23 protein-coding genes and 2 pseudogenes are annotated in these 18,620 nt (G+C 40.3%); 12 read left to right on the plus strand and 13 right to left on the minus strand.

Annotated elements, in window-relative coordinates; translation table 11 throughout:
- Nucleotides 1-565 precede the first annotated feature (565 nt).
- From Q0Y52_RS14090 to Q0Y52_RS14110, 5 genes and pseudogenes are all read left to right on the plus strand, one after another.
- Entirely contained in the window at nt 566-778 is a 213-nt protein-coding gene (locus Q0Y52_RS14090; protein WP_297822588.1) for a hypothetical protein, read from the plus strand.
- Between the two features lie 78 nt (nt 779-856).
- The gene (locus Q0Y52_RS14095) at nt 857-1,483 is read left to right on the plus strand and encodes a DUF4082 domain-containing protein (protein ID WP_297822590.1); all 627 of its coding nucleotides are present in this window, start codon (nt 857-859) and stop codon (nt 1,481-1,483) included.
- Between the two features lie 176 nt (nt 1,484-1,659).
- Nucleotides 1,660-1,782, plus strand: a complete 123-nt coding sequence (locus tag Q0Y52_RS14100) for a hypothetical protein (RefSeq protein WP_297822593.1) — start codon at nt 1,660-1,662, stop codon at nt 1,780-1,782.
- 110 nt (nt 1,783-1,892) lie between these two features.
- Entirely contained in the window at nt 1,893-3,533 is a 1,641-nt protein-coding gene (locus Q0Y52_RS14105) for a glycoside hydrolase family 43 protein (RefSeq protein WP_297822596.1), read from the plus strand.
- A gap of 191 nt (nt 3,534-3,724) precedes the next feature.
- A pseudogene (locus Q0Y52_RS14110) lies at nt 3,725-4,795 on the plus strand (IS1182 family transposase); the annotation flags it as partial.
- A gap of 457 nt (nt 4,796-5,252) precedes the next feature.
- On the opposite strand, the pseudogene Q0Y52_RS14115 reads toward Q0Y52_RS14110, so the two are convergent.
- Both Q0Y52_RS14115 and Q0Y52_RS14120 read right to left on the minus strand, forming a co-directional pair.
- Nucleotides 5,253-5,438 (minus strand): annotated as a pseudogene (locus tag Q0Y52_RS14115) (SDR family NAD(P)-dependent oxidoreductase); the annotation flags it as partial.
- Between the two features lie 141 nt (nt 5,439-5,579).
- The gene (locus Q0Y52_RS14120; RefSeq protein WP_297822598.1) at nt 5,580-5,834 is read right to left on the minus strand and encodes a hypothetical protein; all 255 of its coding nucleotides are present in this window, start codon (nt 5,832-5,834) and stop codon (nt 5,580-5,582) included.
- A gap of 82 nt (nt 5,835-5,916) precedes the next feature.
- Here Q0Y52_RS14120 and Q0Y52_RS14125 point away from each other — a divergent pair, with 82 nt between their 5' ends.
- Nucleotides 5,917-6,117 (plus strand): hypothetical protein, encoded by a 201-nt coding sequence (locus Q0Y52_RS14125; protein ID WP_297822600.1) that lies wholly within the window; start codon nt 5,917-5,919, stop codon nt 6,115-6,117.
- An 850-nt stretch (nt 6,118-6,967) separates the two neighbouring features.
- On the opposite strand, the gene Q0Y52_RS14130 is transcribed toward Q0Y52_RS14125, so the two are convergent.
- From Q0Y52_RS14130 to Q0Y52_RS14180, 11 genes are all read right to left on the minus strand, one after another.
- Nucleotides 6,968-7,243 carry an HPr family phosphocarrier protein gene (locus Q0Y52_RS14130; RefSeq protein ID WP_297822602.1) on the minus strand — a complete coding sequence of 92 codons (276 nt, stop codon included), beginning with the start codon at nt 7,241-7,243 and terminating at the stop codon, nt 6,968-6,970.
- Nucleotides 7,243-8,085 (minus strand): RNase adapter RapZ, encoded by an 843-nt coding sequence (gene rapZ, locus Q0Y52_RS14135; protein WP_297822605.1) that lies wholly within the window; start codon nt 8,083-8,085, stop codon nt 7,243-7,245. Before rapZ ends, Q0Y52_RS14130 begins: the two co-directional genes overlap by 1 nt.
- On the minus strand, nt 8,086-8,535 hold the full coding sequence (ptsN, locus tag Q0Y52_RS14140) for a PTS IIA-like nitrogen regulatory protein PtsN (RefSeq protein ID WP_297822606.1): 450 nt from the start codon (nt 8,533-8,535) through the stop codon (nt 8,086-8,088). It lies immediately after the preceding gene.
- Nucleotides 8,536-8,569: 34 nt separating this feature from the next.
- Nucleotides 8,570-8,857, minus strand: a complete 288-nt coding sequence (gene hpf, locus Q0Y52_RS14145; RefSeq protein WP_297822608.1) for a ribosome hibernation promoting factor — start codon at nt 8,855-8,857, stop codon at nt 8,570-8,572.
- Nucleotides 8,858-8,882: 25 nt separating this feature from the next.
- A complete protein-coding gene (locus Q0Y52_RS14150) occupies nt 8,883-10,376 on the minus strand; it encodes an RNA polymerase factor sigma-54 (RefSeq protein WP_297822610.1) in 1,494 nt (497 codons plus the stop codon).
- 168 nt (nt 10,377-10,544) lie between these two features.
- On the minus strand, nt 10,545-11,270 hold the full coding sequence (gene lptB, locus Q0Y52_RS14155) for an LPS export ABC transporter ATP-binding protein (RefSeq protein ID WP_297822612.1): 726 nt from the start codon (nt 11,268-11,270) through the stop codon (nt 10,545-10,547).
- Nucleotides 11,270-11,818, minus strand: a complete 549-nt coding sequence (gene lptA / locus Q0Y52_RS14160; protein ID WP_297822615.1) for a lipopolysaccharide transport periplasmic protein LptA — start codon at nt 11,816-11,818, stop codon at nt 11,270-11,272. The genes lptB and lptA overlap by 1 nt, the downstream gene beginning before the upstream one ends.
- The gene (gene lptC / locus Q0Y52_RS14165; protein WP_297822617.1) at nt 11,781-12,347 is read right to left on the minus strand and encodes an LPS export ABC transporter periplasmic protein LptC; all 567 of its coding nucleotides are present in this window, start codon (nt 12,345-12,347) and stop codon (nt 11,781-11,783) included. The genes lptA and lptC overlap by 38 nt, the downstream gene beginning before the upstream one ends.
- Nucleotides 12,344-12,898: a 3-deoxy-manno-octulosonate-8-phosphatase KdsC gene (gene kdsC, locus Q0Y52_RS14170; RefSeq protein WP_297822619.1), complete on the minus strand. Its 555-nt coding sequence runs from the start codon at nt 12,896-12,898 to the stop codon at nt 12,344-12,346. The genes lptC and kdsC overlap by 4 nt, the downstream gene beginning before the upstream one ends.
- On the minus strand, nt 12,898-13,857 hold the full coding sequence (locus Q0Y52_RS14175) for a KpsF/GutQ family sugar-phosphate isomerase (RefSeq protein WP_297822621.1): 960 nt from the start codon (nt 13,855-13,857) through the stop codon (nt 12,898-12,900). The genes kdsC and Q0Y52_RS14175 overlap by 1 nt, the downstream gene beginning before the upstream one ends.
- Before the next feature lie 24 nt (nt 13,858-13,881).
- Entirely contained in the window at nt 13,882-14,838 is a 957-nt protein-coding gene (locus tag Q0Y52_RS14180) for a calcium/sodium antiporter (protein WP_297822623.1), read from the minus strand.
- A gap of 423 nt (nt 14,839-15,261) precedes the next feature.
- On the opposite strand from Q0Y52_RS14180, the gene Q0Y52_RS14185 reads away from it, so the two are divergent.
- The 6 genes from Q0Y52_RS14185 to Q0Y52_RS14210 are packed head-to-tail and all read left to right on the plus strand — an operon-like array spanning nt 15,262 to nt 18,590.
- Nucleotides 15,262-16,062, plus strand: a complete 801-nt coding sequence (locus Q0Y52_RS14185; protein ID WP_297822625.1) for an ATP-binding cassette domain-containing protein — start codon at nt 15,262-15,264, stop codon at nt 16,060-16,062.
- Nucleotides 16,059-16,838, plus strand: a complete 780-nt coding sequence (gene mlaE, locus Q0Y52_RS14190; RefSeq protein WP_297822627.1) for a lipid asymmetry maintenance ABC transporter permease subunit MlaE — start codon at nt 16,059-16,061, stop codon at nt 16,836-16,838. Before Q0Y52_RS14185 ends, mlaE begins: the two co-directional genes overlap by 4 nt.
- A gap of 11 nt (nt 16,839-16,849) precedes the next feature.
- Nucleotides 16,850-17,317: an outer membrane lipid asymmetry maintenance protein MlaD gene (gene mlaD / locus Q0Y52_RS14195; protein WP_297822629.1), complete on the plus strand. Its 468-nt coding sequence runs from the start codon at nt 16,850-16,852 to the stop codon at nt 17,315-17,317.
- Between the two features lie 3 nt (nt 17,318-17,320).
- Complete coding sequence (locus Q0Y52_RS14200) at nt 17,321-17,989, plus strand: ABC transporter substrate-binding protein (RefSeq protein WP_297822630.1); 669 nt, start codon at nt 17,321-17,323, stop codon at nt 17,987-17,989.
- Nucleotides 17,990-18,304 (plus strand): STAS domain-containing protein, encoded by a 315-nt coding sequence (locus tag Q0Y52_RS14205; protein ID WP_297822632.1) that lies wholly within the window; start codon nt 17,990-17,992, stop codon nt 18,302-18,304. It begins immediately after the preceding gene.
- A 28-nt stretch (nt 18,305-18,332) separates the two neighbouring features.
- Nucleotides 18,333-18,590: a BolA family protein gene (locus tag Q0Y52_RS14210; protein WP_297822634.1), complete on the plus strand. Its 258-nt coding sequence runs from the start codon at nt 18,333-18,335 to the stop codon at nt 18,588-18,590.
- Nucleotides 18,591-18,620 lie beyond the last annotated feature (30 nt).

Below are 18,620 nucleotides of genomic sequence, written 5' to 3' on the forward strand. Positions count from 1 at the left end.
CAGCCCAAAAGGACAACTAACGACCTAAAGCGGACGTAAGAGAATTCGAACTATCAGACTATATTGAGCTAAAAATCATCATGCGATTAATCAAGCTTGACTGACGGTAATGAGCGATCAACAGACTGTCAGGATTTTTTACACGTTTTAGCATTTACCAATGTAAGCTGACGATCAGTATTTTCGCGTTGTTTCAAATATTGGAATATAAACTTGAGGTTATATTTCATGCACCATCTGGCTCCTTTGATCACCGGACATACGACTAGGCGGTGTAATATAGCAAGGTCAGACTGCGTTAGCGGACTATCAATCGACGCCTTTTCAAGTGCTGTGACCCCTTGATTTTTTCCAAATTATTTTAAATTTCGTGGGGATACGTCAGACCCTGACCCCAGATTTATTGGATTTCGTTTGTCAGGTTTTTTACATATTCAATTATTTTTCCTAACGCATAGCCTCTGAATCTTTGCCATATATAGAGCAGCATAGATTATGCCAAGGTAATTACTAAGTTTAATATTGGCATTTCGCTGATAAAAAACGCAATAGGAAGAAAATTAAAATGATTAAACGATTATTAGGTTCATTCGCAGTATTAATCTTTTTATGTGGCAGCGCAAACGCGACGCTATTGGTAGGGTATTTACCGGATGCGGAGCCAGCAACTGGAGTCAGCGCATCGGCAATATCAGCGGGTTCAGGGTTAGAATCTTATGACGACTTTGAAGATTGCGCTGGTATTATGTCTTTTTGTAACCTAGTTATTAATCAGTGAGGTATTATTAATGGCGCGATATGTGCGTTATCTTTTATACAATTGTTTGTAATTAACCATAAATTTAAAAGTAATGTAATGAGAAAGATAATTATAAGTTTGATGTTTGTTGGACTTACCTTAACTAGCTCAATTGTGAGTGCGACTATGATTTTGGCAGTGACTTCCTTTAGCGGTGGAAATGAAAGTATCAGTAGTGGTACTGATTTGCCGCGACTCGTCGGTTGGAATCTTTTCGTTAATAGTGACATGTCGGTATCTAGCCTTGGATTTTGGGATCAAGGCCTAATCGGACTTTCAGCTGCTCACCAAATTGGATTGTGGGACAGTAATGGCACCTTGTTATCGGATGTAATAGTTCAGGCTGGCACCTCAAGTACTCTAATCGATGGCTGGCGCTATGAAACTATTGCAGCAATTATGCTAAATGCAGGAAGCTCTTACACCATCGGTTCGACGATCTCACTAAATGATGATACCTACATCTGGAGCCCTAGCACTGTAAGCACGACAGGTGATATCACCTTTGGGAATGGCGTACGCGGTTCGGAAAACATTTCCTTTGAATTTCCAACACTAGAATCGAATTCGGGCAGGTTTGTCCCCAATTTTATATATTCGACGATTGAGGTTTCAGAACCGTCATTGTTAGGACTGTTAAGTCTAGGTTTAGTGTTGTTAATCCAAAGAAGGCGCGCTGATTAGGAGCGTTCACATGCTGCGGTTGGGATATCGAATATACCTAAAGCCACCAGTATAAAAGGAGTATGTACGACTATTTTGGTGACATCAGAGCACGTTATTTGCTTTTTATGCAACTACTCTTCTCTACTGTGCCTGATACTGTGTATTACGGTGTAAAACGTTGAGGTCGCGGTGCTATGTCAATGAGCTTTTTGTGGCATTTACAGGCTCTAAAATTTAGCATTGCAATAGTTGGTGCCGCGGGGGAGTGGATGCTTTCGGGTTATGGCTATCAGCCAAATGAAACCCAAACCGAATAGGCCATATTTGGTATTTTATTAATCTTTGCCATTAGCTTAGTAGCAGCAGGGATAATTGTGTTGTTATTTCTCTATCAATTTAAATTAGTAAAAGGATTTAAGGACTCTTTATGACACATTCTCTAATTACCAATCCTATTTTACCTGGGTTCAATCCTGATCCTAGTATTGTGCGAGTTGGCGATGACTTTTATATTGCTACTTCAACATTCGAATGGTATCCGGGTGTGCAAATTCATCATTCAAAAGATCTCAAAAATTGGCGATTATTAACTCGACCGTTAAATCGCAAGTCTTTGCTAGATATGCGCGGTGAGCCAGATTCATGTGGCGTATGGGCGCCTTGTTTGACTCATCATGATGGGTTGTTTCATTTGATTTATACTGACGTGAAGCGTTTTGATGGTGATTATAAAGACGCTCATAACTACTTAACAACTTGTGCCACTATCGATGGAGAATGGTCTGATCCTGTTTACATGAATTCTAGTGGTTTTGACCCGTCTCTATTTCATGATGAGGATGGAAAAAAGTGGTTGGTAAACATGATTTGGGATCATCGTCATAATCAACATAGGTTTGCCGGTATTGCGCTTCAAGAATATTGTACAAGTCAAAAAAAGTTAATTGGTCAGCGTAAAAACATCTTTCAAGGTTCAGTACTTGGAGTGACTGAAGCGCCACATTTATATAAACGTAATGGCTATTATTATTTGGTAACGGCTGAAGGTGGCACAGGATATAACCATGCTATGACGATTGCCCGTTCTGAACAGTTAGAAGGGCCTTATGAAGTGGATCCCCAAGGTTACCTGTTAACAGCCAAAGACAATCAACATCTGCCCTTGCAACGCTGTGGACACGGCGATTTAGTCGAAACTAAAACAGGTGAACACTATTTGGTGCATTTGTGCGGCCGACCTTTAACCGGTGAACGCCGCTGCCCCATGGGTCGAGAAACAGGATTACAAAAAACCATTTGGACTGATGATGGTTGGTTAAGAGTAGAAGGGGCAACAGCAGACGGACTTCCTGCGTTACATATTGCCGCGCCTAATTTACCAGAGCATCCTTGGCCAAAACAAGAAGCTCGTCATGAATTTGATAGCGAAACGTTGCCGATTGATTTTCAGTGGTTGCGCACTCCGTTTCCAGAAACCTTTATGAGTTTATTTGAACGTCCCGGTTATTTGCGTTTAACGGGTAAAGAGTCAATAGGTTCTTTATATGAACATGCATTGATTGCACGTAGGCAACAAGCCTTTGTTTTTGATGCTTCAACCAAAGTCGATTTTTCACCGACTAATTTTCAGCAAACAGCGGGATTGGTTTGTTACTATAACAGTCATAAGTTTCATTATTTGTATATCTCGGTAGATGATGATGGGCAGCGATTTATAGATGTGATGAGTTGTTTGGCTAACCCACAACTGAGTTTGTCTTTTCCATTGCGCGAAGGACATACTGAAGGCTTGTTCACTGACCCAAGGTTCATTCTGCCTACTGAAGGTGAGGTATATTTGCGCGCCAGAGTCGACCACCATGTGTTGAAATTTGAATGGTCACTCGATGCAGATTTCTGGAAAACATTACCTTATCGCTTCGACTATAGTGTTATTTCTGATGAAGCAGGCAAGGGCGAAGGGGCAAGTTTCACCGGAGCCTTTGTAGGTATGGCTTGCCATGATACATCAGGGCAAAATTGCGTAGCTGATTTTGACTTTTTCGAATATATCGAAGGGCCGAGTTAATCAAACAGAATACCTTCGTAATACATAGAAATAAATGTATGAGCATATTAAAGTTTGAAACTCAGCCTTACCTAATAAACTAACAGGCGGGTTTGAGCGATCAGCGGTCGTAACCCAAGCTGAATATATTGATCACTTTTTTGATATTTGTTGATGCTATCGGTCGGAATCCTAATGGCAGGTGATAAAATGTCTGCCGCAAGTTTGTTGAGTTATGTCGTCAGCTCAACATGTTTGAGGATTCAGCGTTCGCCATTGATGGTAGTAAGTTTAAAGCCGTCAACAACAAATCCAAGAATTATACACCCGCCAAAGTTCAGGCTCATATCGAGCGAACAGAAAAGAGTATTCAACAATACTTAAGTCAAATGGACACCAAAGACGGGGATGAAAAGAATATTGACACCACAATATCTACTTCAAAATTAGCATGGCTTGAGCAGCGATTAATTGAGCTTAAAGCACTCGAAATACAAGTGAATGAACACCCAGACAAGCAAGTATCACAAACCGACCCTGATGCACGTTTGATGAAGACGCAACATATGGAAAGACAGGTGTGCTACAACGTGCAAAGCGCTGTGGATACTAAGCATCACTTGATTATTGAACACGATGTCACCATGACAACCGACAGGGGCCAGCTCACCTCAGTAGCAGCGCAAGTTCAAAAAACGTTGGGTAAGAAAGACATCACTATCATCGCCGACAAGGGCTACTTTAGTCGCATAGATATTAAAGCGACACAAGACTTAGGCATGACGGCAAACGTGCCACAGACTGATACATCAGGCTCAGAAAAAAAAGGCATATTCAACAAATCATTATTTAAATACGATAAAGACCAAGACCTTTATATTTGCCCAGCGGGCGAGGAATTACCGTACCAACGTGACGTGACCGAAAGAGGCCTTGAGCAAAAGGTATACGTTAATTTTTACGCTTGCCGTGATTGTAGTATTAGAGATAAATGCACGAAGTCATTAAAAGAGCCAAGGAAAATGAGACGTTGGGTTCACGAAGATGAGATAGACGCGATGCAGCAGCGGCTCGACGATAATCCAGAGATATCGGTTGTGAGAAAACAAACTGTGGAGCATCCGTTTGGTACTATCAAAATGTGGATGGGCGCGACACACTTTTTAATGAAGCGTAGAAAGAATGTCAGTATCGAGATGAACCTGCATGTGCTGGCTTATAACCTGAAGAGAATGATGACAATAATGGGGACAACTGGTTTGATGGAGGCCATCAGGCAATAAGGGGAGATTTAGCCTGATTTCATGAGATAAAACTGCCTTCAAACGTCACTTTTATCATCAACAACCCGCCTTAACACTCCAAATCCAAAATTCCGTGCTAACGCTAATAATCAGTGACTAAGTCATTTGGAAGGTTGAGTATCACAGAGGGTAAGATTTGGCGGTTGTAATAGGAGTTTTTACACAGTCTGCCGACAAAGCGGTCATTAGCACTTAGAGTAATATTGGTTCATTTCGCTATTAAAACCCATCTTTAGGAACGTTCTCTATCCTTCGGCCATGTGCCAAAAGCCGCCATTGGCGGTAGCTTGATAAAACTGGTTTTGATGGTCTGCAATGCGACATAGCTGACTTAAGTGATATCAATTTTCAACTTAAAAAAACAGATTGGCAGGAAAATTATTATATAAATTGATCACAAAAATAGGGGAAGATCAACCAGCTCTTAGATGGTGTTGTCACGGATATCTGCCTCAACAAAGATGGTTTTTTTACCCGTCAAGGCTTCCACTCGTTTAAGCGACTCGTTAGAGGCATTGCACAGATTGTCCAATACGATAACTTGATGATCCGTTTCCAATAATTGCAAAACCCTATGGCTGCCAATGTAACCATCGCCTCCCGTTACCAAGATAGTTTGCATTTGATTAGTATCCTTGTTGTTCTAGGTTAGACATATATTGAGTACCGCAATTTAGTTTGTACATCGAGCGGTATCATCCTGGGAAGTATCCTGTTGGTGGTATGCGGGTGTCTTACGAGCATGCGCTAGGCTGGATTGCTATTACGGTGCAATTTCACCGGCACCGTCACTGGCACTGCAAATATAAACATCTTCTGTGATGCCGCTGTGCGCAAAATAACGCTGCGCAAGTAAGAGCTTAGCCCCTTCCACCATGGCGTGGGGCATCAGGGCAACAATGCAGCCACCAAAACCACCCCCCGTCATCCTTACCCCGCCATGTTCACCGAGGTATCCGGCCAAAATTTCAACAATAAAGTCAATGGGAGGTACTGTTATCTCAAAGTCATAACGCATGGAGTTATGAGAAGCTGCCCTGCATTTAGTCAGGCAACAACAGCACACCGTTGCACTGACTTCATTTAAAAAAGCCTATGACTTGTTGCCGCAAAATAGCCAATACGCCTACGCCTACATCCTGTCGATGGATGGACAAGGACAGTCAAAGAAAGCCTTGAACACCCTTCAAATGATCGTCAAACGCTATGCCGACAGGCAAAACTTACTGGAACTCGGTGTTTATTTAGCCCAAAAGAATCAAGACCGTAGTGCGTACCAGTTTTTCACTCAACAGCTGTGAGCGGCATTCAGCAAAGAACCTATATAATGCACTCGTGTATTAAGGGCTTAAGTCACGAATTTGCAGTGAGAAAAAAACATATAGACTTTGGTGAATGTGGGTCATGAGGTGAAGTGTGCCAGTCAAGTCCAGTTAGGCATATTTTGGCCAGTTGGGACAGCATTAATTGTATCTATTTTATTTGGCATAATGCCGATTGATATACAGATTCTAAGTGATAACGGTTTCCTAAAACATATTAGTGGTTTTTGCAATTTGCTGCAGGTTTCTACGTAGCATCGCTCGCAGTGATAGCCACCTTTCCAAGTGAAAATATGGATGTACCAAGAGACGAGAGCCCTCTTTAAGTTAAAAATACAGTTATCACTACAAGACAGTATCTCTCATGTTTAACACAGCATAGTGTTATTCTCCTAAATTTGTAGACACCTTTTATTTAGAAACCGAAGTAAGGTAAAGGTGTTATTAATAAAAATACTCCGATGAAATTTTCCATATAGGGCATTCTCGTCGAACATCGTTGCTAAAAATCAACAAAAGCTTAGGTCAGCTATCAGGTGTGAGTTCAACTGGTCACTGCAACACACTGGTTAAATCGCTCTGCTGGTGTCTCATAGTCTAACGTCTTTCTTGGTCTTTCGTTTAGTTGTCTGGCGACTTGGCTTTATTTCAGTTGAGAATGCTCAACGTCGCCTTTCTGTCGATAAGGATAATTTCTGATTAGTATAAAGTGCAAAGAAACACAGTATAAAAAGTGTAACCGGTTAGAGGGTGGCGACCGCGCGGGACGATGGCGCGAAGCGAAGCTTTTCATTTCTACTTATAAACAAAAAGTGTTATTCAGAGCTTATTATTCCTCCTCATTAAACTTAGTGACGATCAAGGTTTCTACCGCGTCCATTGCTGCTTGTGCATCTTTACCTTCACTGACGACTCGCACTTCTTTACCTTGGTGGCTTTCGAGCATCATTAAGCCAAGTACGCTGTTGGCTGAGGCTTGCTTATCGCCTTGGTGTAGCGTGATTTGTGCATCAAACTTATTGGTTAGCTGAACAAGCTGCGTGGCTGCTCTTGCGTGAAGCCCTAATTTGTTAACGATCACCAGTGTCTTTTCGAAACTAGGCATCAGTTTTGTTCGCGGTGGCGAATTTGTACATCAGGGTGAGAGTTACTGAAATTTTTGGCTAACATTTCAGCAACAAAAACGGATCTATGTTGGCCGCCCGTGCAACCAATCGCTACGGTGACATAACTGCGATTGTTGCGCTCTAAATGGGGTAACCATGTGGAAATTAAGTTTTGAATTTGCCAAATAAACTTAGTCACTATGGGTTGCGAGCCCAAAAATATCTGCACCGGTGCATCTAACCCTGTTAAGTGTTTGAGGTCCGGTTCCCAATGAGGGTTAGGTAAGAAGCGACCATCAAAAACATAATCTGCATCTTTTGGTATGCCATGCTTAAAGCCAAAGGATTCGAATACCAAGACCAGTCTAGAACTTTTTTTACCTAAAATGCGTTCACGGACTAATTCAGCAAGCTGATGGACCGACAGTTGGTCAGTGTCTATATACAAATCAGCACGTTCGGCAATAGGTGCGAGTAATTGGCTTTCTGCTTGGATAGCATCAGACAAAGACTTATTTTGTTTGGATAAAGGATGCAGTCGTCTTGTTTCGCTAAAACGTCTAATCAACATGTCATCGCTGGCATCTAAATAAAGTATGGTCATATCCCAAGTGGAGGGCAGATAATCAAGAATTTCGACTAGCTCATTAGGATCTTTTGGTAAGTTACGGACATCGATGCTAACGGCCACTTGGTCGTATTCATCAACTACAGTATGAGTGAGTGTGGGTAAAAGGTTAACTGGAATATTATCCACACAATAATAGCCAAGATCTTCTAATGAGCGCAGCACTATAGATTTACCTGAGCCAGAACGCCCACTAATAATGATAAGTTTCATTTATCCTAGTGCCTCAAATAACTCTTGGTCTGTTTTTGCTTGGCGCATTAGGCTTAACGTGTCCTTATTGTTTAGTTTCGTGGCAATAGCAGACAAAGTGCCTAAGTGTTCAGATGCTTTGTCTTCGGGTACTAAAATAGCAAAAAAGATATCAACAGGCGCATTGTCTATGGCGTCATAATCGATTGGTTTTTTACTGGTCAATACAATAGCCATAACATTTTCTAGTTCTTGTAGGCGACCATGTGGCAGGGCAATACCATTGCCAATGCCAGTGCTGCCCATTTTTTCTCTGCATGTCAGACTAGACAAAATAGTAGCTTGGTCAATATCAACATCAATTAAATGTTGGTTAGCAATTTGACTAATAAGTTCAAGTACTCGTTTTTTACTGGTTCCTTGAACTGCACATAAAGTACAGTCAGGATGAAGAATATCTTTTATTTCCATTATGAATTCTAATTGTGGTTTATCGTTGACGCTATCAATGGCGTTTAATTTTTTCCTTGTGCTTAATCACTTGGCGGTCAAGTTTATCGATTAAAGCATCTATTGCTGCATACATATCTGACTGTTCAGATGTAGCAAACACCTCTGTTCCACTGAGGTGTAAAGTGGCTTCCGCTTTTTGATTAAGCTTTTCCACATTTAATATTACATGAACATTATTTATATGCTCAAAATGTCGTTCTAGTTTAGTAAATTTCGTATGTACGTAATCTCTTAAAGAATCTGTAATATCTACATGATGGCCGGTAAGGTTAATTTGCATATCGCCTATTCCTTCTTCAATTCGCCTAAAGCAGGCTCTTACGTTGGTTAGATGGTGGGATCATGAGTGACTCCCGGTATTTTGCTATTGTTCGCCGCGCTACCATAATGCCTTGGTCGGCCAACACCTGAGCAATTTTGCTATCGCTTAAAGGTTTACTGGGTTTTTCTGCAGCTACTAACTTTTTAATCAATGCCCTTATTGCAGTTGATGAACATTCTCCGCCTGCATCTGTGGCTACATGGCTAGAGAAGAAGTATTTCAGCTCAAAAATACCTCTTGGTGTATGCATGTATTTTTGTGTTGTAACTCGCGAAATAGTGGATTCGTGCATATCTACCATTTCAGCGACATCGTTCAACACCATAGGTCTCATCATTTCGGGGCCATGTTCAAAAAAACCCATTTGTTGCTGCACTATGCAGTTAGACACTTTAAGAAGAGTTTCGTTGCGGCTTTCAACACTTTTAATAAACCACTTTGCCTCTTGTAAATGTGAACGAATAAATTGACTGTCTGAAGTGTTCTTAACACTTTTGCTCATCGCTGCATATTGCTGATTGACGTTGAGTTTAGGAAGGCTATCTGGGTTAAGTTCTACTTTCCATCGGCCATTTTTCTTAGAAACAGATACATCAGGGATAACGTAATCTGATTCACCTGTGACTATGGCAGTACCTGGCCTAGGATTAAGGGTTTGCAACAGACGCATGGCTTCCCGCAACTCTTCTTCTTTGAGACGAGTTTTTCGCATTAGAGTACGATAGTCTTTACTGCCTATCAGATCGCAGTAATCAGTAATCAACAACTTGGCTTCTTCTAACCAAGGTGTATCTGATGCAAACTGCCGTAATTGGATTAGTAAACATTCTTGGGCGCTGCGAGCGCCTGAGCCTATGGGATCAAACATCTGGATGCGTTTAAGTACTACTGCAACTTCGTCCAGTTCAATCTCTTCGTCATCCATACTGGCTAGGACTTCTTCAGTGCTAATAGTCAAATAACCGGCTTCATCGATAGAATCGATAATGGCCATAGCAATAGCAATATCGGTATCGCTAAAATGGGTTAAACGCATTTGCCAAAGCAAATGGTCTTGAATATTTTCTGTGGTTTCGCCTTGAAATACTTGATCATCATCGCCTGCTGATCCTGCACTGCTCATAGAGGAAGGGGCTGATGAAGCACTTAAATATTCATCCCAAGTACTGTCTAAGGGTAAATCCTCTGGTATGTCATTATTTTGCAGGGCATCGCCGCTATCGACACTATCCGCATTGACTTCAACTTGAGTGCTGTCGCTATCTTTATTATCGGCACTGTGGTTAGTTTCAAGGGCTTTTTCGCCACTACCACTGTCATCTGACTCGTTTACTTCTAACAACGGGTTAGAGTCTAAGGCTTCTTGAATTTCAGCTTGTAAATCCAAAGTAGACAATTGCAATAGCTTTATGGCTTGTTGCAGCTGCGGTGTCATTGTAAGTTGTTGGCTAAATCTTAACTGTAAAGAGGGTTTCATTAACTTCTTATGTTTAATCTGTTGTTGTTATCAGACGAGATGAACTCTTCATTCTAGAAATTACAGCGTGTTGTCGAAGTTATCCCACATCAATCATAAAATACTAATCAAGTTCGCTTGCTTGACAGCTTTGCTGGAAGCTTAATATTTTAAGTAATATTCTTTTAACTATAGCCTGAATTGTTCACCTAGGTATACATCTCTTACACGTTGATCACTTAAAACTTCTTCCGAAGTGCCAGAAGCTATCAACTCGCCATGGCTCACTATATATGCTTTTTCACATACATCTAAGGTTTCACGCACGTTATGATCGGTAATTAATACACCTAGACCTCTATCGCGTAATTGTTGAATTATTTTTTTTATGTCGTTAACTGAAATGGGATCAACCCCAGCAAAGGGTTCGTCTAATAATATAAATTCTGGATCAGCCGCCAAGGCTCGCGCAATTTCTACTCTTCTGCGTTCACCGCCAGACAGACTCATACCTAAACTATTGCGAATATGGTTGATATTAAATTCGTCCAATAATGAGTCGGCCTGTTGTTCTCGCTGTTCTTTTGATAATTCTTTACGAGTTTGTAATATCGCCATCAGATTTTGATATACGGTTAGCTTTCTGAATATTGATGCTTCTTGTGGTAAATAACCTATGCCTTGCCTAGCACGCACATGCATTGGTTGCAGAGTAAGATTCTGTTGATCAATATAGATGTCACCTTTGTCTAAAGGTACTAGCCCAACAATCATATAAAAAGTGGTGGTTTTACCAGCGCCATTTGGTCCTAATAAACCCACTATTTGACCAGTCGATACTTCAATGCTGACATCTCTTACAACTTGTCTAGACTTATAAGACTTAGCTAAATGTGTGGCTTTCAATACGGCCATTAAGGTTGTTCATCCTGTTGGGCTGTTTCAAGTTCTTTAGGCTTTGATACAGGCTGGAATGTGGTAATAACACGGCCACTTTCTTGATCGCTACCTTGAGCTATGATTTGTTCAAGTTCCATATTAAATGTGATTGATTTGCCTTGCACACTACTAGAATTCTGCTTTATCTCAGCATTCCCCTCTAATGATAGGGAGCGAGTTTGACGATGGTATTCAATCTTATCTGCCTTGGCAGTGACCATGCTGCCATCTTCTTGTTGTTGAGAATATGTAGCAGGGTTACCAGTGGCGATAAATATTTCATTGCCTTCACCCTTGCTGGCATCAATTTCTAAATCATCTGCACTGACTTTTAAAGATCCTTGTAGGATCACAACATTGCCTTGGTAAGTTGCTCTTTTGGCAATGCCATCAGCATTTTGGTACAAGGAAGCCAGTTCAATTTTTTTAGTAAAATCATCTTTCCCAGCATAACTATTAGTCGAAAATAATAACGTTGCTAAAAAACTAGTACGGAACAGACGGTTGGTAAACGGTTTTAACATGGTCTAATAACTCATATTTTTGGGTTTCTAGGCTAGCGGTGAAGCCATTACTGTTTATCACATAATTTGGGCCAATAATTTCGACTGGCTGATCTGAATACATGGTCTTTTCCACTAGGTTTACTTCGACAAAATTGGTGCGGATGACTTGTATATAACCTTTCTTATCAAGGCTGGTGATTTCTACATCGGTTTCAAATTGGATCCGTTGATCTTCATATAATGTCCCTTCCTGTGCGTCTACTTTCCATGGATGAAGTGATTGAGCAAATAACAAATAGTTAGGTTGTTTAAACAATGTGAACCCAAGGAGGTCAAAATTTTCCATCTTTTGGGCAAAAACCTGATGATTTATCTGTCCCAATTTATCATACAATGTACTGCGCATCTTACTTGCTAGGTAATTAGGAACCCAAGCGTCTTCTGTTTGCGAGTCTACCTTTAATACTTCTTTAGCAAGCCATCCGGGAAGACTCAAGGCTAATGCTAGTAAAAATAACACCACAATACACAGGGTAACGCGATTCATATACTGGCGCTGTGTATGGTATGTAACTGCCCATGAGACAGCAGGATTAAATCGCATAATTCACGCACTGCCCCAAATCCACCTTTAGTCCGAGTCTGATAGTGCGCCTGTGCAGCTAAAAGCGGGTGGCCATCTTGTACACATATATTACATTGCGACACCTTAAACATGCCTAAGTCAGGCATATCATCCCCTATTGCAGCAGTCTCACTTATAGTAACGGATATTTTATTTTGTATGGCTTGCAAAGCTGGCTGTTTGTCTTCACAGCCTTGATAAATATGTTGAACTCCTAGAGATGTCATCCGCTGCTCTACCATATTTGAATTACGCCCAGTGATAACTGCAACTTGCACACCAATTTTTTGTAATGCTTTGATCCCGTAGCCATCTCGTGTATGGAATGCTTTAAGCTCCTCTCCATTTTGACCCATGTAAATTCGGCCGTCCGAAAATACACCATCAACATCACAGGCTAATAGTTTTATTTGCTTAAATTGTATTATTAGTTTTTTATCAATCGGTCCATAAGGAGTCATTAACATAGACATTAAATAATACCTGCTTGAAGCAGTATCTGCATATTGATAGCCCCTATTGGTTTGCCATTATTATCAGTTAAAAAAAGCGAACTTATTTTATGTTTTTGCATGAGTGTAAGGACTTCGGCAGCCAACATTTCTGGTTTAGCTGTAATGCAGTTAGGGGTCATAACCTCATGGATTTTAGTTTTGTGAATATCTATTCTATCGTCAAGTATTCTGCGTAAATCACCGTCTGTGAAAATACCCAATAATTGACCATCGTCATCGATCACTCCTGCCATACCTAAGGCTTTTTGTGAAATAACTAATAAAACTTCACGCAAATTTTGTTGTTCTGAGACCAAAGGTAAAGATTGCCTTGTGACCATCACGTCTTCTAATTTAATTAAGAGCTTTCTACCTAATGAACCGCCTGGGTGTGACAATGCGAAGTCTTCAGACGTAAAACCTCTTGCATCGAGAAGCGCAACGGCGAGTGCATCACCCATAACTAAGGTCGCAGTTGTACTTGAAGTAGGCGCAAGACCAAGTGAGCAGGCTTCCTGCTCAACTTTGATGCACAGATTAATATCGGCATATCTGCCAAGAGTACTCTGAGGGTTTGATGTCATAGCAATAATAGGCACACCCATGCGCTTTACCACAGGGATCAATGCTAATAGTTCGGACGTTTCGCCTGAGTTTGAAATGGCTAACAAGATATCTTGTTTGGTGAGCATACCTAAATCACCATGGTTGGCTTCCGCAGGGTGCATAAAAAATGCGGGTGTGCCTGTGCTGGCTAATGTGGCTGATATTTTATGGCCAATATGACCTGACTTCCCCATCCCGCAAACAATTATTTTACCCTCGCAAGGTAAAATTAATTGACAAGCCTCTACAAAAGAATCATCGATATATTGGGCTAATTGCGCGATTGCTCGTTGTTCAATTTCTAATACTTTTAAGGCTGATTGTTTAATCATAGTGTGATTCTAAGCGTCGCTGTATTAACTAAATAACAAATATTGATAAGCACAGAAGCAAGTAATTAGACACATACCTTCCATTCGGTTAATACACCTGCCTCCTTTTAAATTAAAACTAAATACGATGAGTAATATTGTCAGCCCTAACATCACGTAACTGTCCCGTGTAGCCGCATTTTCATCTATTACTCCTGGGGCGATAAGACCTGGCATAGCCAGTACCGCCAAGAGATTAAAAATATTTGAACCAATTATATTACCTAGCGCTAAATCATCTTCGTTTTTCAACACTCCTGCAATGCAAGCCGCCAGTTCTGGTAAACTTGTACCAATAGCGATGATGGTTAAGCCAATGACTAATTCACTTAAACCAAAGTAGCGTGCTATCACTTCCGCAGAATCTACCATAAAGTAGGCGCTTGTTGGCAACAGTATCATACCCACTATTAACCACATAACGGCTATTGAAGTTGATACACCAGAAGGAATTTCATTTTCAGTTTCAGGTTGTAAAGGGTCGCCTTTTTCCATATTGAAAGACACCCAAGTGAGTCCACCAATAACAGCAAAAAATAAAGTGATTAAGATAATCCCCTCTATTTTGAGTAACAAATGATCAGACAAGAAATATACAGCCAGAAGGCTTACCAGCAATAACACCGGCATTTCTTTTTTTAGGGTACTTGATGCAATAGAGAGAGGTTTAAGTAGGGCTGTTAATCCTAGTACTAAAGCAATGTTAGTAATATTTGAACCGAGAGCGTTACCCACTGCAGTATCTATATTGCCGTTGAATGAGGCTGTGGCAGCTATCATGATTTCTGGAGCAGATGAGCCCATAGCCACGATAGTAAGGCCTATGATCATAGGTGAAACACCTATGTTTTTAGCTAATACTGAGGCGCCAAAGACAAATCTATCTGCGCCCCAACTCAAAACAATAAGCCAAATTAGGAAATAACAAGCTTCTAAAATCACAAAATTTCACTTCTAGTTTTGTTAGGGATTATAAATAGTTAAATTCAATTGTCGCAAAAAGCAAAGGCTTTGCATATGAATGTTAGTATAATTTAGTGTCGAAAATTTTTCGCACCCTCAAGGGTCCTTGAACCAGATGTATATTTAAAATGGGTTGATATATGCTTAAACTGTAACGAAAGCATGTATGTTTGTTGTATTTGATTTGCTTTTTTTGGATAAGATAGCAGCAAGTTAGACCCAATAATCTTATTATTAATAGATAACGTTAAGCTATTATTCAGTGATAGTTGCATTAAATCGAATATACCTTGTTACTTTTTGTCTTTGTTCTTTTATGCAGAAAACTTATACACTAAATATGTCTTGTAGTTAGGTTTTTATGCTTAGCTCTATCAACAACATTGGAATGTTCCTAAATTAATGGAAAATTTGATTGAAATTAACAATCTAACCTTTAGCCGGAGTGGTAGAGTCATATACGATGATATTTCACTGCAGATTAAAAAAGGTCAAACTACCGCTATTATGGGCCCTAGTGGTATTGGAAAAACTACCATGTTGCGCTTGATGGGAGGCCAGTTGATACCCGACAAAGGTGATATTAAATTTAAAGGTGAGTCTATCCCGGGAATGCGCCGCAACCGTTTATTTGAAGTGCGTAGACAAATGAGCATGTTATTTCAAAGTGGTGCGTTATTTACTGATATGTCGGTGTTCGATAATATCGCCTTTCCGCTGAGGGAGCATACAAAGTTATCTGAGTCCATCATACACACTATTGTGATGCTGAAATTGCAAGCTGTGGGCTTAAGAGGTGCGGCAGATTTGATGCCTGCTGAATTATCTGGGGGAATGGCACGCAGAGCGGCTCTAGCAAGAGCGATTGCTTTGGAGCCAGAGTTAGTTATGTATGACGAACCATTTGCAGGGCAGGATCCTATCTCAATGGGAGTGTTAGTAAAACTGATTAAAGCCTTAAACGATGCTTTGCAATTAACCAGTGTAGTTGTGACTCATGATGTTACTGAGGTATTAACTATTGCAGATTATATTTATATTTTGGCTGAAAGAAAGGTCATAGGTAGTGGTACTCCAGAACAAATTAAAAACAGTGAATCACCTCTAGTCCAACAGTTTTTGCAAGGTCAAGCAGATGGTCCGGTTCCTTTTCATTACCCTGCTAGTAGTATTGCTCAGGCTTTTTTGGGTAGTGAAGTATGAATTGGTTAATCCATTTAGGTACGAGCACCCTTAACCGTCTAGAAATGTTTGGTCGTGCCTCTTTTATGTTGTTCGGAGCCATCGTTGCTAAACCTCAACCTGTAAAAATGATTCCTCTGATTATTAAACAAATACATATAGTTGGTGTGCAGTCATTACTTATTATAGTGATATCTGGCCTATTCATTGGCATGGTAATGGCATTACAGGGTTATACTATCTTGGTTGATTATGGCGCTGAAGGCAGCCTTGGGCCTATGGTTGCCTTATCATTATTAAGAGAGCTCGGCCCAGTGGTCACCGCTTTATTGTTCGCTGGAAGGGCGGGGTCGGCGCTAACAGCTGAAATTGGTCTAATGAAAACAACGGAACAACTTAGTAGTTTAGAAATGATGGCGGTTGACCCACTGCGAAGAGTCATTGCGCCGCGCCTTTGGGCGGGCATAATATCCATGCCAATGTTAGCGTTAATTTTTAGTGCGGTTGGTATTTTAGGAGGACACTTAGTCGGCGTTGATTGGTTAGGCGTAGATTCTGGCAGCTATTGGTCTATTATGCAGTCCACTGTGGATTGGAATAAGGATGTGGTGAACGGTATTATAAAAACCATAGTGTTTGCTTTTGTGATTACTTGGATCGCCACTTTTAAAGGATATGATTCTGTACCCACCTCAGAAGGTATAAGTAAGGCAACAACAGAAACAGTCGTATTTTCGTCGTTAGCGGTACTAGGGCTAGATTTTATATTGACAGCATTAATGTTTGGAATTGAGTAAAGGAAATAGGAATGAAATCTAGAAAGTCAGAACTATTAGTGGGTGCGTTTGTTGCATTAACTATCGCTGCAGGTCTTATGCTAGCACTTAACGTGGCCAATCAAAGCATGTCCAGCAGTGAAGATACATACATATTATATGCAAAGTTTGACAATATTGGTGGGTTAAAAGTCCGCTCAGCAGTTAAAGTGGGTGGGGTAACCGTTGGTAGAGTCGACAATATTACGCTTAATAATAGTGATTTCACTCCAGTGGTGACCATGAGTATTTCGTCAGAGTTTGACCAGTTCCCAGAAACAAGTTCGGTATCTATACTTACCTCAGGTTTATTAGGAGAGCAATACATTGGTTTTCAACCTGGTTTTGCTATCGAGGGTATTGAAAACTTGGCCGAAGGTGACTACATAGAAGACACTAAATCAGCTCTGGTATTAGAAGACCTTATTGGTCAATTTTTATTTAGTAGCAACGACGGTTAATTGATGACGTTGATTGGAGAAAATAACGTGGTAAATAAATTTGCACTTCTATTATTGGGTGTGATGTTGATTTTTAGTGCTGGCATGACGAAAGCACAAGACAAAAACCCGTACATAATGTTGGAAGATGTAGCGACTAAAACTTTCAACAGGATTAAAAAAGAACACCAGCTTATAGAAGAAAATCCAGAGCTTTTGAGAACGGTTATGGAGGAGGAGTTGCTACCCTATGTGGATTATAATTTTTCCGCATTAAAAGTTCTAGGTAAGTATTATAAAAAAGTACCAAGAGAGAAAATCCCTGAATATATTAGTGTGTTTCGTTCATACTTGATTACTACCTATGCATTGGCTATGGCCTATTACGATGGCCAAGACGTTGAATTTCAACCTGTTCGTGATGTGACTGATGAAAGAACAGTAACAGTCAGAGCTGTGGTTAAAGAGCCTGGCCGACCAGATATTAATTTAGCTTTTAAATTACGTAAAAATAAAAAAACCAATGTATGGAAAGCCTACGATATGGTTGCTGAAGGCATAAGTCTTTTATCCAGTAAACAAAGTGAATTCCAATCTATTTTGCGACAGGATGGTATACAAAAAGTGATAGATTTGATGAATAACACAATTAGTAAACCTATTAACATCGACGCGGCAAAAAAAGGCAGGTAGATGACTAAATTAGACGTCATTGAGTCACCTGTAGGGTACTTCATCTTACAAGGTGATCTAAACCGTAACACTATCGCTAAGTCAGACGCATTAGCAACTCTTGCTCAAAGCATTCAAAGCAAATCCAGTGTTCATGCTCCCACCCTTGATATGTTAGGTGTGAACAATTCCGATACTGCAGGGTTAGCTTGGTTGATGAACTTTTTGAAAGATAACCAACAACAAAATTTTCATGTTGAACTTAAAAACATTCCAGAAAGCTTGATAAAGCTTGCAAAAATAAGCGACGTAGACAGTTTTTTGTCGGTACAATGACCTACTATTTTACACATCTGGACTTGTCATGGATAATCAACAAATTGAAACGCTTCTTCTCGAAACATTAAGCTTAGCTGAAGCACATGTAAAGGGTGATGGCTCTCATTTTCAAGTGATCGCTGTGAGTGATCAGTTTGAAGATATGAGTAGAGTTAAAAAACAGCAATTTGTTTATGCGCCTTTGGCCACAAAAATTGCGGAAGGTAGCATGCATGCAGTTTCCATTAAAACCTTCACCGAAAGCCAATGGAAGCGTGAGAAAATGTTTAACCTTCCTCAATAATATTCAATTCCGCCATCATCCTAAACATCA

The organism is uncultured Paraglaciecola sp. (assembly GCF_943787955.1).
In the GTDB taxonomy this organism is placed as follows: Bacteria; Pseudomonadota; Gammaproteobacteria; order Enterobacterales; family Alteromonadaceae; genus Paraglaciecola.

Bases quoted from the DNA above. Each gene is read 5' to 3' on its own strand.
- Q0Y52_RS14090 (WP_297822588.1), top strand. From the start codon at position 566: ATGATTAAACGATTATTAGGTTCATTCGCAGTATTAATCTTTTTATGT.
- Q0Y52_RS14095 (WP_297822590.1), top strand. From the start codon at position 857: ATGAGAAAGATAATTATAAGTTTGATGTTTGTTGGACTTACCTTAACT.
- Q0Y52_RS14100 (WP_297822593.1), top strand. From the start codon at position 1,660: ATGTCAATGAGCTTTTTGTGGCATTTACAGGCTCTAAAATTTAGCATT.
- Q0Y52_RS14105 (WP_297822596.1), top strand. From the start codon at position 1,893: ATGACACATTCTCTAATTACCAATCCTATTTTACCTGGGTTCAATCCT.
- Q0Y52_RS14120 (WP_297822598.1), bottom strand. From the start codon at position 5,834: ATGCGTTATGACTTTGAGATAACAGTACCTCCCATTGACTTTATTGTT.
- Q0Y52_RS14130 (WP_297822602.1), bottom strand. From the start codon at position 7,243: ATGCCTAGTTTCGAAAAGACACTGGTGATCGTTAACAAATTAGGGCTT.
- rapZ (WP_297822605.1), bottom strand. From the start codon at position 8,085: ATGAAACTTATCATTATTAGTGGGCGTTCTGGCTCAGGTAAATCTATA.
- ptsN (WP_297822606.1), bottom strand. From the start codon at position 8,535: ATGGAAATAAAAGATATTCTTCATCCTGACTGTACTTTATGTGCAGTT.
- hpf (WP_297822608.1), bottom strand. From the start codon at position 8,857: ATGCAAATTAACCTTACCGGCCATCATGTAGATATTACAGATTCTTTA.
- Q0Y52_RS14150 (WP_297822610.1), bottom strand. From the start codon at position 10,376: ATGAAACCCTCTTTACAGTTAAGATTTAGCCAACAACTTACAATGACA.
- lptB (WP_297822612.1), bottom strand. From the start codon at position 11,270: ATGGCCGTATTGAAAGCCACACATTTAGCTAAGTCTTATAAGTCTAGA.
- lptA (WP_297822615.1), bottom strand. From the start codon at position 11,818: ATGTTAAAACCGTTTACCAACCGTCTGTTCCGTACTAGTTTTTTAGCA.
- lptC (WP_297822617.1), bottom strand. From the start codon at position 12,347: ATGAATCGCGTTACCCTGTGTATTGTGGTGTTATTTTTACTAGCATTA.
- kdsC (WP_297822619.1), bottom strand. From the start codon at position 12,898: ATGTCTATGTTAATGACTCCTTATGGACCGATTGATAAAAAACTAATA.
- Q0Y52_RS14175 (WP_297822621.1), bottom strand. From the start codon at position 13,857: ATGATTAAACAATCAGCCTTAAAAGTATTAGAAATTGAACAACGAGCA.
- Q0Y52_RS14185 (WP_297822625.1), top strand. From the start codon at position 15,262: ATGGAAAATTTGATTGAAATTAACAATCTAACCTTTAGCCGGAGTGGT.
- mlaE (WP_297822627.1), top strand. From the start codon at position 16,059: ATGAATTGGTTAATCCATTTAGGTACGAGCACCCTTAACCGTCTAGAA.
- mlaD (WP_297822629.1), top strand. From the start codon at position 16,850: ATGAAATCTAGAAAGTCAGAACTATTAGTGGGTGCGTTTGTTGCATTA.
- Q0Y52_RS14200 (WP_297822630.1), top strand. From the start codon at position 17,321: ATGACGTTGATTGGAGAAAATAACGTGGTAAATAAATTTGCACTTCTA.
- Q0Y52_RS14205 (WP_297822632.1), top strand. From the start codon at position 17,990: ATGACTAAATTAGACGTCATTGAGTCACCTGTAGGGTACTTCATCTTA.
- Q0Y52_RS14210 (WP_297822634.1), top strand. From the start codon at position 18,333: ATGGATAATCAACAAATTGAAACGCTTCTTCTCGAAACATTAAGCTTA.